Source organism: Klebsiella indica, assembly GCF_005860775.1.
Classification (GTDB): Bacteria; Pseudomonadota; Gammaproteobacteria; order Enterobacterales; family Enterobacteriaceae; genus Klebsiella; species Klebsiella indica.
The window spans coordinates 1-13,720 of sequence record NZ_VCHQ01000043.1; the positions used below are offsets into that span (position 1 = coordinate 1).

At 50.5% G+C, this 13,720-nt stretch carries 13 protein-coding genes, 1 tRNA gene and 1 pseudogene; 11 read left to right on the forward strand and 4 right to left on the reverse strand.

All coding sequences use genetic code 11. From position 1 onward, the window contains the following. Positions 1–641: 641 nt before the first annotated feature. Positions 642–1,076, forward strand: coding sequence for a DUF3574 domain-containing protein (locus FE839_RS23860; RefSeq protein WP_138363208.1), 435 nt, complete (start codon positions 642–644; stop codon positions 1,074–1,076). A gap of 108 nt (positions 1,077–1,184) precedes the next feature. Here FE839_RS23860 and FE839_RS23865 read toward each other — a convergent pair whose 3' ends face one another. Next, positions 1,185–2,369: a NupC/NupG family nucleoside CNT transporter gene (locus FE839_RS23865; protein WP_138363209.1), complete on the reverse strand. Its 1,185-nt coding sequence runs from the start codon at positions 2,367–2,369 to the stop codon at positions 1,185–1,187. Between the two features lie 273 nt (positions 2,370–2,642). On the opposite strand from FE839_RS23865, the gene efeU reads away from it, so the two are divergent. The 4 genes from efeU to phoH all read left to right on the forward strand — a co-directional run bounded on the left by efeU (position 2,643) and on the right by phoH (position 7,242). Next, positions 2,643–3,473 (forward strand): iron uptake transporter permease EfeU, encoded by an 831-nt coding sequence (efeU, locus tag FE839_RS23870; RefSeq protein ID WP_138363210.1) that lies wholly within the window; start codon positions 2,643–2,645, stop codon positions 3,471–3,473. Between the two features lie 52 nt (positions 3,474–3,525). Beyond that, positions 3,526–4,653 carry an iron uptake system protein EfeO gene (gene efeO, locus FE839_RS23875; protein ID WP_138363211.1) on the forward strand — a complete coding sequence of 376 codons (1,128 nt, stop codon included), beginning with the start codon at positions 3,526–3,528 and terminating at the stop codon, positions 4,651–4,653. Positions 4,654–4,657: 4 nt separating this feature from the next. Next, positions 4,658–5,938, forward strand: a complete 1,281-nt coding sequence (gene efeB / locus FE839_RS23880) for an iron uptake transporter deferrochelatase/peroxidase subunit (RefSeq protein ID WP_138363212.1) — start codon at positions 4,658–4,660, stop codon at positions 5,936–5,938. A 515-nt stretch (positions 5,939–6,453) separates the two neighbouring features. After that, positions 6,454–7,242 (forward strand): phosphate starvation-inducible protein PhoH, encoded by a 789-nt coding sequence (gene phoH, locus FE839_RS23885; protein WP_171034958.1) that lies wholly within the window; start codon positions 6,454–6,456, stop codon positions 7,240–7,242. 51 nt (positions 7,243–7,293) lie between these two features. Here phoH and FE839_RS23890 read toward each other — a convergent pair whose 3' ends face one another. Next, complete coding sequence (locus FE839_RS23890) at positions 7,294–7,587, reverse strand: YciI family protein (protein ID WP_138363214.1); 294 nt, start codon at positions 7,585–7,587, stop codon at positions 7,294–7,296. Positions 7,588–7,815: 228 nt separating this feature from the next. Next, a tRNA-Ser gene (locus tag FE839_RS23895) sits at positions 7,816–7,903 on the reverse strand. 388 nt (positions 7,904–8,291) lie between these two features. Between FE839_RS23895 and FE839_RS23900 the strand changes: the two genes are divergently transcribed. Genes FE839_RS23900 through FE839_RS23910 form a run of 3 tightly spaced genes read left to right on the forward strand, consistent with a single transcriptional unit; the run spans position 8,292 to position 9,724 of the window. Further along, entirely contained in the window at positions 8,292–8,615 is a 324-nt protein-coding gene (locus tag FE839_RS23900) for an antibiotic biosynthesis monooxygenase family protein (protein WP_138363215.1), read from the forward strand. Then, positions 8,608–9,000 carry an amino acid-binding protein gene (locus FE839_RS23905; RefSeq protein WP_138363216.1) on the forward strand — a complete coding sequence of 131 codons (393 nt, stop codon included), beginning with the start codon at positions 8,608–8,610 and terminating at the stop codon, positions 8,998–9,000. Before FE839_RS23900 ends, FE839_RS23905 begins: the two co-directional genes overlap by 8 nt. 52 nt (positions 9,001–9,052) lie before the next feature. Next, a complete protein-coding gene (locus FE839_RS23910) occupies positions 9,053–9,724 on the forward strand; it encodes an ArsR/SmtB family transcription factor (RefSeq protein ID WP_241675676.1) in 672 nt (223 codons plus the stop codon). A gap of 606 nt (positions 9,725–10,330) precedes the next feature. On the opposite strand, the pseudogene FE839_RS24985 reads toward FE839_RS23910, so the two are convergent. Beyond that, positions 10,331–10,476, reverse strand: a pseudogene (locus tag FE839_RS24985) (IS1 family transposase); the annotation flags it as partial. 653 nt (positions 10,477–11,129) lie between these two features. Here FE839_RS24985 and dgcN point away from each other — a divergent pair. The 3 genes from dgcN to FE839_RS23930 all read left to right on the forward strand — a co-directional run. After that, positions 11,130–12,131 (forward strand): N-acetyltransferase DgcN, encoded by a 1,002-nt coding sequence (dgcN, locus tag FE839_RS23920; RefSeq protein WP_138363218.1) that lies wholly within the window; start codon positions 11,130–11,132, stop codon positions 12,129–12,131. A 167-nt stretch (positions 12,132–12,298) separates the two neighbouring features. Next, positions 12,299–13,168 carry a D-amino-acid transaminase gene (locus FE839_RS23925; RefSeq protein ID WP_138363219.1) on the forward strand — a complete coding sequence of 290 codons (870 nt, stop codon included), beginning with the start codon at positions 12,299–12,301 and terminating at the stop codon, positions 13,166–13,168. 263 nt (positions 13,169–13,431) lie between these two features. After that, positions 13,432–13,720 (forward strand): transposase (locus FE839_RS23930; RefSeq protein ID WP_138363220.1); only part of this gene is annotated, 289 nt, incomplete at its 3' end.

Genomic DNA, 13,720 nt, shown 5'->3' on the forward strand with positions numbered 1-13,720 from the left:
GATACGGGCTGAAATATAAAGGATATAACCTTTTTATAATTTTCAGCCTCTGAAAAGCCACTGACGAATAACGGACTCACCGCATGGGGGTTGGGCGCATCAAGGAAACCTGGCGGGAACGCAGGCGCGCATCCAGGACTGGCCGCCAGGACGGCGGCCAGAGGGCGGGTCGAGACAGGGACAAAATTGCCGGGAGCAATTTTGAACAGCGCTTGCGCTGGCCCTGGAAGGGCGAGTCCCAGGGATGGGACGAGTAGCGTCGAGTCCCGCCCGGTCCGCCAGATGAAGCCGGAGTGGAGCGGACCGCGCAGCGGCAGGTTTTCAGCGCAATGCCGGGGGTGCAGGGGGACGGGCGAAACGTCCCCCTGCCCGTTCACACGCTGTGGATATAACGAATATCCGCGAATTTATCGTGAACGGAACAGACCACGGAATCTGAATGGGCGAAAACGAAAAATGCCATTTTCGCCATAACCACCGATAATGCGATTGCCACAGGCAAATAAAACAAAAGACAACACCGATGATTTGCTTAAGTGAACGGCATTGCGCGTTATGCGGGCTTTGTTTTATCTCAGCCTCTTGCTAATTCTTTGAAAATACGCTGATATCTCAGCTCGAATAACAATGAGGATAGCAAAATGAATTTCAGACAAGGTGCGATGGCACTGGTTTTGGCAGGGATTTTAAGCGGCTGCGTGGCACCTGCCGCGAAAACCTCGTCGATAGCGGATACCAGCGCTTGCCCGGCGGAGAACAGCATGATTCAGACGACGCTTTATTTCGGTTTAAGCCGTCCGGCAGGGAAAGATATCACTGCCCAGGAGTGGCAGCAGTTCGTTGACCGCGACGTGACGCCGCGTTTTCGCGATGGTCTGACGGTATTTGATGCCCGCGGTCAGTGGCTGGGCCATGACGGCGCCGTTGCGCGCGAGCAGAGCAGGGCGCTGATGTTGATTCATGGCAAAGAGGATAAGAGTGAGGAGGGGATTGAGGCGTTACGCACGATCTATAAATCACGCTTTGCGCAGGAGTCAGTGATGCGTGTCGATCAACCGGTCTGCGTTCACTTTTAGGGGGACGCCTTTGTAATATCGCCCGCTAGCGGCCCGCGCTGACCGGGCATGGGCGATGTGGTCGCCAGATCCCCCGGTCGCGTTGACCGGGGAAACCGGGACTTGCGGTTACAGCACCAGCCCCGCGAAGCTGGCAGAGAGCAGGCTGACCAGCGTTGCGCCATACACCAGACGCAAGCCAAAGCGGGAAACGATATTCCCTTGTTGCTCATTCAGTCCTTTGATCGCGCCGGCAATAATGCCGATAGAGGCGAAGTTGGCGAAAGAGACCAGGAAGACCGACAAAATACCCAGTCCGCGCGGTGTCATGCTGGCGGCGATTTTTTGTAGTTCAATCATGGCGACAAACTCATTGGCGACCAGTTTGGTTGCCATAATAGCGCCTGCGTTAAGCGCATCGCTTAGCGGAATCCCAATCAGCCACGCCAGCGGATAAAAAACGTAGCCAAGGAGCTGCTGGAAGCTCAGGCCAAACAGGGTGGCGAACAAGGCATTAATCGCGCTAATTAAGGCAATAAAGCCAATCAGCATCGCCAGAATAATCATCGCCACTTTAAAACCAGCAAGAATATATTCGCCGAGCATTTCAAAGAAACTCTGGGATTCATGCAGTTTTTCCAGTTTTATCTCTTCCTCACTGCCAGGGCGAGTGGGGTTAATTATCGACAGCACAATAAAGGTGCTGAACATATTCAGAATCAGCGCCGCAACGACATATTTCGCATCAAGCATACTCATATAGGCGCCGACAATCGACAAGGAAACGGTCGACATTGCGGTGGCCGACATGGTAAACAGACGGCGTGATGAGAGGTCGCCAAGGACGCCTTTATAGGCAATGAAGTTTTCTGATTGTCCGAGGATCAGCGAGCTGACCGCGTTAAAGGATTCCAGTTTGCCCATACCGTTAATTTTCGACAGCAGGGTACCAATCAGGCGAATGAAAATTGGCAGAACACGCCAGTGCTGAAGAATACCAATCAGCGCTGAGATAAACACAATTGGGCAAAGCACGCCGAGGAAAATAAACGCCAGGCCTTTTTCACTCATGCCGCCAAATACAAAGTTGGTCCCTTCTGCGGCAAAATGAAGCAGAGATTCAAAGAAAGTGGCGATATTTCTCACTAGCCACAGGCCGCTTTCGGCATGAAGAAAAAAGAAAGCCAGCGCAATTTCTATAACAATTAACTGGATAACATAGCGAATGCGGATTTTTTTACGGTCGTAACTGGCGAGCCAGGCGAGGGCAAGGATCACCACCAGCGCCAGCAGGAAGTGCAAGAATTGAGTCATGTTGTTCATTTCGAAGGTAAATAAGGCGGACATTTAGCCACAGCCTGCAGGCGGGGTAAATATCTGGCGCAAAAAATTCCTTTATCCGGCTGCGGGTCTCCGCGACAGCGTGATGATCCTGCAAGTCATTATTTGCTAGCGGGTAATTTACAAATCATCATCATTTTGTACACATTTTGCTTGTGTTTCTGGTTTTTGTAATGATAATCACTATCATAAATATTTACTTATCTTTGCATCTGCTGACGGTAATACACACTTAAGGATGTAGGCATGTTTGTCCCATTTCTCATCATGTTACGTGAAGGTCTGGAGGCTGCGCTGATTGTCAGCCTGATTGCCAGCTATCTCAAACGCACACAGCGTGGTAACTGGATTGGCGTAATGTGGGTTGGGGTGTTTCTCGCGGCGGCGCTGTGTCTGGGGCTGGGAATTTTTATCAACGAAACGACCGGCGAATTTCCACAGCGTCAACAGGAGCTGTTTGAAGGCATCGTGGCGGTAGTGGCGGTGTGCATCCTGACCTGGATGGTGTTCTGGATGCGGAAAGTGTCGCGCAACGTGAAACAACAGCTTGAAGAGGCGGTCGACAATGCGCTTCAGCGCGGGAATAACCACGGCTGGGCGCTGGTGATGATGGTGTTTTTCGCCGTTGCACGCGAAGGGCTGGAATCGGTGTTTTTCCTGCTGGCGGCGTTTCAGCAGGATGTGGGGATCTGGCCGCCTGTCGGCGCGATGCTGGGCCTGGCGATGGCAATTGTATTGGGATTCCTGCTCTACTGGGGCGGCATCCGCATGAATCTCGGTCTCTTTTTCAAGTGGACCAGCCTGTTTATTTTGCTGGTGGCCGCCGGCCTGGCCGCAGGCGCCATCCGCGCATTCCATGAAGCGGGATTATGGAACTATTTCCAGGACGTTGCCTTCGATCTGAGCAACGTTATTTCGACACACACGCTGTTTGGTACTCTGCTGGAAGGGATTTTTGGCTATCAGGAAACGCCGACCATCAGCGAAGTGGCGGTCTACTTTATCTATCTGATCCCGGCGCTGGTGCTGTTCATTCTGCCGTCGGGCAATAAAACCACCGCATCACGTGTCGCTTAGTCGGGCATCGCGGATTTATATAGTTACAACATACTTATCGAAAGGAACGGTCATGATGAATCATTTTCGTCGCAATGCGCTGCAGCTTACCGTTGCTGCGCTGTTCAGTTCTGCTTTTTACGCTCAGGCTGCCGATATTCCGCAGGTAAAAGTTACCGTCACCGACAAACAGTGTGAACCGATGAACGTTACTGTGAAAGCGGGTAAAACGCAGTTCATCATTCAAAACCACAGCCAGAAAGCCCAGGAGTGGGAAATACTGAAAGGGGTGATGGTGGTGGAAGAGCGCGAGAATATTGCTCCCGGCTTTACGCAAAAGCTGACGGCGAATCTGCAGCCGGGCGAATATGACATGACCTGCGGCCTGCTGACGAATCCCAAAGGTAAACTAACGGTAACCGGCGAAGCGACCAAAGACGCGGCTAAAGCGGATGCGTTACTTAGCCTGGGCGGAGCCATTACCGCGTATAAAGCCTACGTTACCGCAGAGACCGCTGAACTGGTTAGTGGGACAAAAGCGTTTACCGATGCGGTGAAAGCCGGCGATATCGCGAAGGCAAAAGCGCTGTATGCGCCGACGCGCCAGCATTATGAGCGCATCGAACCGATTGCCGAGCTGTTCTCTGACCTCGACAGCAATATTGATGCCCGCGAGGATGATTACGAGAAAAAAGCGGAAGACCCGAAATTCACTGGCTTCCATCGACTGGAAAAAGCGCTGTTTAGCGATAACAGCGTTAAAGGAATGGATAAATATGCCGATCAACTGAATGCAGACGTTCTCGATCTGCAAAAACGCATCAGCGAACTGGCATTCCCGCCTTCAAAAGTGGTTGGCGGCGCGGCGGATTTGATTGAAGAAGTGGCGGCCAGCAAAATTAGCGGCGAAGAAGACCGTTACAGCCACACCGACCTGTGGGATTTCCAGGCCAACATTGATGGCGCACAAAAAATCGTTAATCTGCTGCGTCCGCAGTTGCAAAAAGATAACAGTTCGCTGCTGGAGAAAGTGGATGCCAACTTCAAAAAAGTGGATGTTATCCTGAGTAAATATCGCACGAAAGAGGGCTTTGAGACCTACGATAAGCTGACGGACGCGGATCGTACGGCGTTGAAAGGGCCGATCACCACTCTGGCGGAAGAGCTGGCTCAGTTGCGTGGGATCCTCGGTCTGGACTAAGTCGATGACAGAGCAAAAAGATGATCTGAATGAACCGTCACGCCGGCGGTTATTAAAAGGGATCGGCGCGCTTGGCGGCGCGCTGGCCATCACCGGCGGTTGCCCGGTAGCGCATGCGGCAAAAGACAATAGCTCGCCGGGAACGTTGTCACCCAATGCCCGTATGGAAACTCAGCCGTTTTACGGACCGCATCAGGCTGGCGTGCTCACGCCACAGCAGGCCTCGATGATGATTGTGGCGTTTGATGTGCTCGCCAGCGATAAAGCGGATCTGGAGCGACTGTTTCGCTTACTGACCCAGCGCATCGCCTTTCTGACCAAAGGCGGGCCTGCGCCACAGACGCCGAATCCCCGCCTGCCGCCCATGGATTCGGGGATTCTGGGGCCGTGGATCGCGCCGGATAATCTGACGATGACCGTATCGGTTGGCCATTCACTCTTTGATGCGCGCTTCGGGTTAGCCAGTCATGCGCCGAAAAAGCTGCAAAAGATGACGGGCTTTCCTAACGATGCCCTTGATGCAGCGCTCTGCCACGGCGATCTATTGTTGCAGATTTGTGCCAATACGCAGGATACGGTGATTCATGCCCTGCGCGATGTGATCAAGCATACTCCGGATCTGCTCAGCGTTCGCTGGAAGCGGGAAGGCTTTATCTCCGATAGCGCCGCGCGAAGCAGAGGCAAAGAGACGCCGGTTAATTTGCTGGGTTTTAAAGACGGTACCGCGAATCCGCAGAGCACGGATAATGCGTTAATGGATAAAGTGGTGTGGGTCACCGAGGACCAGGGCGAGCCGGCGTGGGCGACGGGCGGTAGCTATCAGGCGGCGCGGATTATTCAGTTTCACGTTGAGTTCTGGGATCGCACGCCGTTAAAAGAGCAGCAAACAATTTTCGGCCGTGATAAACAAACTGGCGCTCCGCTTGGCATGCAGCAGGAACACGATGTACCGGATTACAGTAAAGATCCCGACGGTGATATCATTCCGCTTGATAGCCACATTCGGCTGGCAAACCCGCGCACGCCGGAGACCGCGTCCAGCCTGATGATGCGACGGGGTTATAGCTATTCGCTGGGAGTGACCCCTGCCGGGCAACTGGATATGGGGCTGCTTTTTGTTTGCTATCAACACGATCTGGAAAAAGGGTTTCTGACGGTGCAGAAGCGGCTTAACGGAGAGCCTCTGGAAGAGTATGTGAAGCCGATTGGCGGTGGTTATTTCTTTGTGCTGCCGGGAGTTATCGACAATCAGCACTATCTGGGGCAATCACTGCTCGAAGCCTGACGGTCCTGCCCGTAAGGGCAGGGCGTTTTCTGCTGTTTTTCCATTCATTTTTTGTATTTCCTGCCTTGTTTAATTTTTCTGTAATCTAATTGTCGGAAACTCTCTTCCGCTGCGATGAGAATTATTTGTTGTCTATCTGTAAGAAATAAGTTGCATTGAGAATTATTTTTGATGTACTTATTACAGACGCGGTAGTTCCCGGCAGTGATGTCGTTTCACCATGGAGATCGCGAATGCCCGATTGCTGTAACGGAAAACGTCAAGCTTCATACCGTACTTATCAGCACGGGGGTCGCATTTCCGACCGTGATTACTGCCCCTCAAATCTATCCCCATCCCCATACACAACAGAAAATCCATACACCGACAAGGTTATCGGTGCGCGTAGCCATAACCCTCTGTCAATTCGTCATGCAAGCAATGGCTTACAAGGAAGCCAAACCTCAATCGTTCGTGCGCATAATCGCGTCGATATTGACGCGTGTGATGTAAACCAACAACGCAAGGTGCTATCCATGGGAAGACAAAAAGCAGTGACCAGAGCTCGTCGTGAGGCCAAACGTGTGCTGAGACAGGATTCGCGAAGCCATAAACAACGCGAAGAAGAATCGGTCACATCGCTTGTGCAAATGAGTGGCGTAGAAGCAATTGGTATGGCGCGGGACAGCCGCGATGCATCGCCAATTGAAGCACGCAATGACGCTCAGGCGCATTATTTGAATGCCATCGACAGTAAACAGCTGATTTTCGCGACAGGCGAGGCCGGGTGCGGGAAGACCTGGATCAGTGCGGCAAAAGCAGCTGAGGCCCTGATTCATAAGGATGTGGACAGAATTATTGTTACCCGTCCCGTGCTGCAGGCCGACGAAGATCTCGGCTTCTTACCGGGAGATATCGCCGAGAAGTTCGCCCCCTATTTTCGACCCGTTTATGACGTACTGGTGAGGCGGTTGGGGGCTTCCTTTATGCAGTACTGCCTGCGCCCGGAAATTGGCAAGGTAGAAATCGCACCGTTTGCTTATATGCGCGGGCGAACATTTGAGAATGCGGTGGTGATTCTGGATGAGGCTCAGAACGTGACCGCTGCGCAAATGAAGATGTTTTTGACTCGCCTCGGGGAAAACGTGACGGTTATCGTCAACGGCGACATTACCCAGTGCGATTTGCCATCTGGGGTGAGGTCGGGCCTTGCCGATGCGCTGGCGCGTTTTGAGGAAGATGAGATGGTGGGCATTGTGCGCTTTACGGCGGACGATTGCGTGCGATCAACCCTTTGTCAGCGTGCGCTTCAGGCCTATTACTGATTCATATTTAACCTGCAAAGCCCGGGATGACCGGGCTTTGTTTATATGGGGCTAAAGTAAATTTTGCAGAGAGGGGGCGGTCATCGTGGCTTCGAAAGGGATGATTTCGACGTTAGCGATGCCCGATTGCTGAAATGGATCCTGTCTCAGCCAGTTATGCAACAAATCCAGGTCATCGCCTTTAGCCAGAATCACACCACCTGAGCGAGGAATTTTGCGCCCTGATGCGAGAAATATCCCCGCCGAATAACCTTTCTTAAGCCATGCCACATGCTCAGCCAGCAGTGCATCCACTTCATTAAGCGGTTTATGGTAAGTCAGAACAACAACTGCGATGGTGCTCATTCTTCTGTCCATCTTTTATATGGGTATATAAAAGTAGCATGGTGGAGATGCAGGAGGATAGTGGATTGAGTGGGGGATCAGCTCCCTGCGGGCAGATTCCTCGCGGGCTCGTCATCTGTCCAACTGGCTGCGCCAGTTGTCGACCCCCGGTCGGGGCTTCTCATCCCCCCTGAGTGTGCGATATACAAAAAAAAAGCCCGTACTTGCGTACGCGCTCTTCTTTAAAGATGGCGGTGAGGGGGGGATTCGAACCCCCGATACGTTGCCGTATACACACTTTCCAGGCGTGCTCCTTCAGCCACTCGGACACCTCACCATATTTTTTCTGCTGCTCACCTTAGGCGGCAACGGGGCGCTACTATAGGGAGTTGCGCTAAAACGGTCAAGCAGTATTTATTTTTTCTGTATCGTTCGGTTAAGCAATGAACACAACGGGCTTAGAGTTATGGAATAGAAATGTTAATGCTGTGAATCAGGCCGTGCGTTTTTCACTCTCGGCAGAGATTTTGTATAACTCGTGGACAGCATATGCCGCAACCTTTTCCATCATGTGCTCTGGTCTTTTCATTTTATGCCGAAGTGCCCGCGTTCTTGACACTTATTTGTTCTTATCCGTGATGACACTCATATTTCGTCCGCCATCGAAGTGTACTGTGCTGAAAACGGTACAGTCATATTCCACCAAATATGTTGAGGACAGGAATATGATCGCGGTGCTTTTTGAAGCCGATGTTGTTGCCACGCAACAAGCGCGTTATCTCCAGTTGGCTGCGGAATTAAAACCACTGCTGGCAGATATTGATGGTTTTATCTCTATAGAACGCTTCCAGAGCATGACAACATCAGGAAAGATCCTTTCGTTGTCATGGTGGCGAGACGAAGAGTCAGTGTTACTTTGGAAACAAAACATTTTGCATAAAGCGGCGCAGGTGGAAGGCCGTCGTTCTATTTTTTCTCTTTATCGTATCCGTATTGCACATGTGATTAGAGACTACTCATCCGAAACCACAGGAAGAAAAAATGTTTGATATTCATGTTGTTTTAAATAATAACGTCGGTGAACTGGCCGCATTGGGAACGGTACTGGGACAAAATGGTATTGGTCTTGAAGGCGGTGGTGTTTTTACTATCGCTGGCAAGGGGCATGCTCATTTTCTTGTCGAAAACGGTGATGATGCGAAAATTGTGCTCGAAGAACGAGGTTTTCAGGTTGAGCGAGTACGCCGACATGTGATCCGAAAACTTAAGCAAAAACGCCCCGGTGAATTGGGAGAGATAGCGGCAGTGCTGGCTGAGAATGGTATTAATATATTATGCCAATACAGCGACCATGCAAACCAACTGATCCTTGTGACAGATAATGATATGGTTGCCAGTAAAGTGACAGAAAAATGGGCTGTAATGCATGAGTAAGGTATTAAGACGTACGGACTGCATTGACAGTAGCGATGCTCTGGAATATTCAATGGCAGCTTTAGCGGCTGCCATATCAGACCCATCTCGTGTAAAAATGCTCTGTGCCTTGATGGATGGACGCGCATGGACGGCTACTGAGTTAAGTGTTGTAGCCGATATTGCAGCGTCAACAGCCAGCTCTCATTTATCCCGGCTTGTCAGCGAGAAACTGATTATCTGTCTTTCTCAGGGGCGTCATCGATACTACCAGCTGGCGGGGACGCATATCGCCAGGCTGCTTGAGCATATGATGGGTGTATCATGGCGCTCAGAATCGATAGCGAAAATAAGTACACCGTCCTCATTACGTATTTCCCGAACATGTTATGACCATTTAGCCGGGGAAATCGCGGTTAATCTTTATGATTGTATGGTTTCTGAAGGTTGGGTAACTGCCGATGGCGCTTCACTGACGTTAGCAGGACATGAACGGTTCCGACAGTTGGGCGTTAAACTGAACCCAAAAACTCGGCGTAAAGAATGCTGCGCCTGCCTTGACTGGAGTGAACGGCGATTCCATCTTGGCGGAGAGGCCGGTGCCGCTTTTTTTGCCTGTTGTGAGCAGAAAGGCTGGTTAAACAGGGCTAAAGGGTTTAGGGAAGTGCGCGTTACTTCCAGTGGAAAAAGGGCATTTAAGAAATTGTTCGGGCTGTGTATATCGGAGAGTATTAAAAATACCTGATTTTCCCACGGCAGAGAGTCGCGCCAACCGATATAAACATATTCACCACTAATCAACAAAAAAGCTGAATTTGAGCGCCTTTGTGACATTACCTGCGATGAGTATATTCGCGGCAGGATCAAGGCCGCTCTTCTGCCTGTGAAGGTGGGGTTGTGCCATGATTATCCAGGCTTTAGGCCTGCATCGTTTCTTTATTTTCTCTGATTCTGGTGGAGTAAAGGAAAGTAAACAGTCAGACGTAAATAGTCTGGATTTGCGTCTTATTCGCTAGTAATGTTAACCATCGTCAGATGAAATGAATGAGGGGAGTAATGTACGGGCAGACTTGAAATAATAACCACTTCAACAAGCTAAGACGTTTCAGGGGTGTAATATCTGATTTGTGTTTTTCAGGATGATTTTCCTCAAAAATAGCGAAAGTGTTAACCCTTTTAATTAGCAGTTACTTCCGGGTTTTTAAAGCAGTGGGTTGAGGTTTTTATGGGTGTAAAAATAAGAAAAGTATTTTTCAAATCTCTTGTCGCAAATAATTATGGTTATTTTTATTGCTTATTTCATCTTTGAGAAAATAGTTTTCTGTGGGTATTCGTGGTTCTTTATTTTTATCCCAAAGGTGTAGGCCAGTACGTCTCCCGTTCTTGTGTTGTACGCACTCCAGTTCCAGTGCCGGAGTGTTTTACTGGCGGCAAAATGACTTTGTCATTAGGTTCACAGATAAGTGCCACGTCAGCACAGGCGATCGGCAGGGATGTGGGCATGAACTTTTGGTGTTAAAAACACGTATCATAAATGGTTCTGATTATAATAAATTATTAACATTTCAGGGAGGGAATAAATGAAAATATAATTTAACAATAAATAAGATGTTTATCATTCATTCTTCTTATCACGAAATGTAATCATCGATCTAAAATTATTAAGCAACCGTTGTGCCTGAATGTATGTCGTATTCGTTATCGCTCTTTTTGCCATCATTACCGGGCAGACCATAAACAGGGATGCTTTGCACTATTTTGGGGCTGCGGTGCATGACTGCACTTTATTGAGGCATCACTGAGCCAGGTATGAGAAATTATATTATGAATAGTGTGTTCCTGGCAGGATAAGGTCTGGCACACCAATTATGTTTGGTGGGGTAAATTTTTTTGATTTTTTTTCGGAGAGGCGCAGGCGTAACGTATTATTTAAAGAGTAATATCATTTTTATAAGAATTAAATGGCTTTTCCTTAGTGCAAAAAACTGCAATTTCAATTATTAATTGGTTAATATCGCCTTATTTTAACTTTATTGACAACAAAAAAACTGCTGATATTCTCGATAGTAGTCAAAGTGAGTCTTTAATCCTGCAGATTGTTAAATCTGAGTTATTTTATTTACTTTTCATTATCCTGTGGGGGATAAATAATGGAAATTAAAAAGCCGTATTTACTTTTTTTAGGCGATGCCCATGATCAACTGGCGGCAAAAGTTGCTGAGGGGATTAAACAATGGCATCCGGAATATTGCGTCGGTCAGTTTCGCATGGAGAATTGTCATGCAGATTGCCATTTAGTGGATATGGATATTGCCGTAGCGAAAGCGGCGGGAGCAAAAACCCTGGTGGTGGGTGTCGCGAACCGTGGCGGGATTATTTCCAGCCAGTGGATATCTGTATTAAGCGCCGCGCTGCAGAGCGGTATGGATCTGGCTGCCGGGCTGCATAACAAACTGGCTGATGTACCGGAACTGAACGCGTTGGCGGCGCGTCTTGGGCGCAAACTGTTCGATGTGCGCCACCCGGAACAACAATACCCCGTGGCGAACGGCCGCAAACGCAGTGGTAAACGCTTGCTACCGGTGGGCACTGATTGCTCCTGCGGTAAAATGTATACCGCGTTGGCGATTGAACGGGAGATCCTGGCGCGCGGTGGCAAAGCAACCTTCCGCGCCACCGGCCAGACCGGGATTTTGATCAGTGGCGCGGGAGTGAGCATCGATGCCGTCGTATCGGATTTTGTCTCCGGCGCAGTGGAAACGCTGACCCCGGATAACGAGGCGGATCACTGGGATGTTATTGAAGGACAGGGGTCGTTATTCCACCCGTCCTTCGCTGGAGTGACGACAGGACTCATTCACGGGGCGCAACCCGATGCGCTGGTGCTGTGTCACGAACCCACTCGCCGTACGATGCGCGGCGTGGATTATCCGATTCCTGAACTGGGTGATTGCATGGCCTTGAGTCTGAAAACAGCGCAACTGACTAACCCCAAAGCCCGGTTTGTTGGTATCTCGGTAAATACTGCCGCACTGAGCGAAGACGCCGCCTTCACACTGATGAAGCAACTGGCAAAACAGTATGATTTACCGGTTATCGACCCCTTCCGTCAGGGGGTGGGTGCTATTGTCGACCAGTTAGCGGATGAGTAAGGGAACTTACAGTCGCTGCATAATCCGGCAATGGAGGATCGCGATGCTCCGTGGCTGTTGGCCCAGGATCGTGAATCAGATTTACGTTACGAAACCGTGAGTGCTATCCGCCAGAGAGTACATTGTGGGGCTGACGCAGTTATCCGGCCGTTTATCAGGAGAACAACATGTCACGTACCGTCTATGTCAATGGGCAGTATTTGCCTGCCGAGGACGCAAAAGTTTCTGTTTTTGACCGTGGTTTTTTATTTGCCGATGCCGTTTATGAAGTGACAGCAGTGGTGAACGGACAGGTCATTGAGTTTGATGGGCATCTGGCGCGTCTGCATCGTTCCTGTCAGGAGCTGGAGTTAACTTTGCCAGTTAGCGATGCAGAGTTACGCGCTATACATGATGAACTCATTACACGTAACAGACTGCGGGAAGGGGGAATTTATCTGCAATTGAGCCGGGGGAACGCCGGTGATCGGGACTTCAATTTCCCGGAAAAGGATATTGCATCCACCCTGGTGCTGTTTACTCAGGCGCGAGCAGTGGTAAATCACCCGATGGCAGAAACCGGTATCCGGGTGATCACCTGCCCGGATATCCGCTGGCACAGGCGGGACATTAAAACTGTGCAATTGCTGGCCCCGTGCCTGGCAAAAGCAATGGCGCATGCCCAGGGTGCCGATGATGCTTTTTTGGTGGAAAACGGGTTTATTACTGAAGGCAGTTCCTGTAACTGTTATATCGTTACGGCGGATAATGTTGTGGTAACCCGTCCGCGGAGCCATGATATTCTGCACGGTATTACGCGCCATGCGCTATTACAACTGGCGGCGCAGCACGATATCCATCTGGAGGAACGACTGTTCACTCCGGAGGAAGCACGCGAGGCGCGAGAAGTGTTTATTAGTTCTGCCACGACATTCGTCTGGCCGGTGATCAGTGTAGATGGCCAGCTTATTGGTGACGGGAGGCCCGGTCCGCTGACACGGCGCTTGCGCCAGATCTACCTGGAAAATGTTGCTCGCCAGGCGGGACCGCTGGGGTGAGCCTGGCGAGCAACACGTCAAAATAACCGCGTGTCTGACCCGTGGTCTGGCACATGAATATGGTCCACGCTTTCCCTTTCATCTCCATCAAGCTGCGGGTGTGCGCCAGTTGTCGACCCCCGGTCGGGGCTTCTCATCCCCCCCGGCGTGTGCGATATACAAAAAAGAGCCCGTACCTGGTACGTCAGACTGCTGACAAAGTCCTGGCTGAAAAGTCAGGACTTTGATCTAATAAGGTCAGTGCAATAAACGGACTGACCGCCATGCTCAGAGAACCCTCCCCACAGCAGTACCAGTTTGAAACCATCACCCTCGACGAACTCGTTCCCGGGGACCATCTGGTCCGCAAAATCGATGCCGTCATCGACTTTGAATTTATTCGCGATGCTGTGGCTCATCTCTACTGCCCCGATAATGGCAGGCCCGCCATTGACCCCGTCCGCCTGATTAAGATGATGCTGCTGGGCTACCTCTTCGGTATCCCCTCTGAGCGTCGCCTGGTCAAAGAAATCCAGGTCAACGTGGCCTACCGCTGGTTCCTGCGTATGGGCC

Bases quoted from the DNA above. Each gene is read 5' to 3' on its own strand.
- efeO (WP_138363211.1), top strand. From the start codon at position 3,526: ATGATGAATCATTTTCGTCGCAATGCGCTGCAGCTTACCGTTGCTGCG.
- FE839_RS23910 (WP_241675676.1), top strand. From the start codon at position 9,053: ATGGCAGCTTTAGCGGCTGCCATATCAGACCCATCTCGTGTAAAAATG.
- FE839_RS23905 (WP_138363216.1), top strand. From the start codon at position 8,608: ATGTTTGATATTCATGTTGTTTTAAATAATAACGTCGGTGAACTGGCC.
- FE839_RS23900 (WP_138363215.1), top strand. From the start codon at position 8,292: ATGATCGCGGTGCTTTTTGAAGCCGATGTTGTTGCCACGCAACAAGCG.
- FE839_RS23865 (WP_138363209.1), bottom strand. From the start codon at position 2,369: ATGACTCAATTCTTGCACTTCCTGCTGGCGCTGGTGGTGATCCTTGCC.
- efeB (WP_138363212.1), top strand. From the start codon at position 4,658: ATGACAGAGCAAAAAGATGATCTGAATGAACCGTCACGCCGGCGGTTA.
- efeU (WP_138363210.1), top strand. From the start codon at position 2,643: ATGTTTGTCCCATTTCTCATCATGTTACGTGAAGGTCTGGAGGCTGCG.
- FE839_RS23925 (WP_138363219.1), top strand. From the start codon at position 12,299: ATGTCACGTACCGTCTATGTCAATGGGCAGTATTTGCCTGCCGAGGAC.
- FE839_RS23860 (WP_138363208.1), top strand. From the start codon at position 642: ATGAATTTCAGACAAGGTGCGATGGCACTGGTTTTGGCAGGGATTTTA.
- FE839_RS23890 (WP_138363214.1), bottom strand. From the start codon at position 7,587: ATGAGCACCATCGCAGTTGTTGTTCTGACTTACCATAAACCGCTTAAT.
- dgcN (WP_138363218.1), top strand. From the start codon at position 11,130: ATGGAAATTAAAAAGCCGTATTTACTTTTTTTAGGCGATGCCCATGAT.
- phoH (WP_171034958.1), top strand. From the start codon at position 6,454: ATGGGAAGACAAAAAGCAGTGACCAGAGCTCGTCGTGAGGCCAAACGT.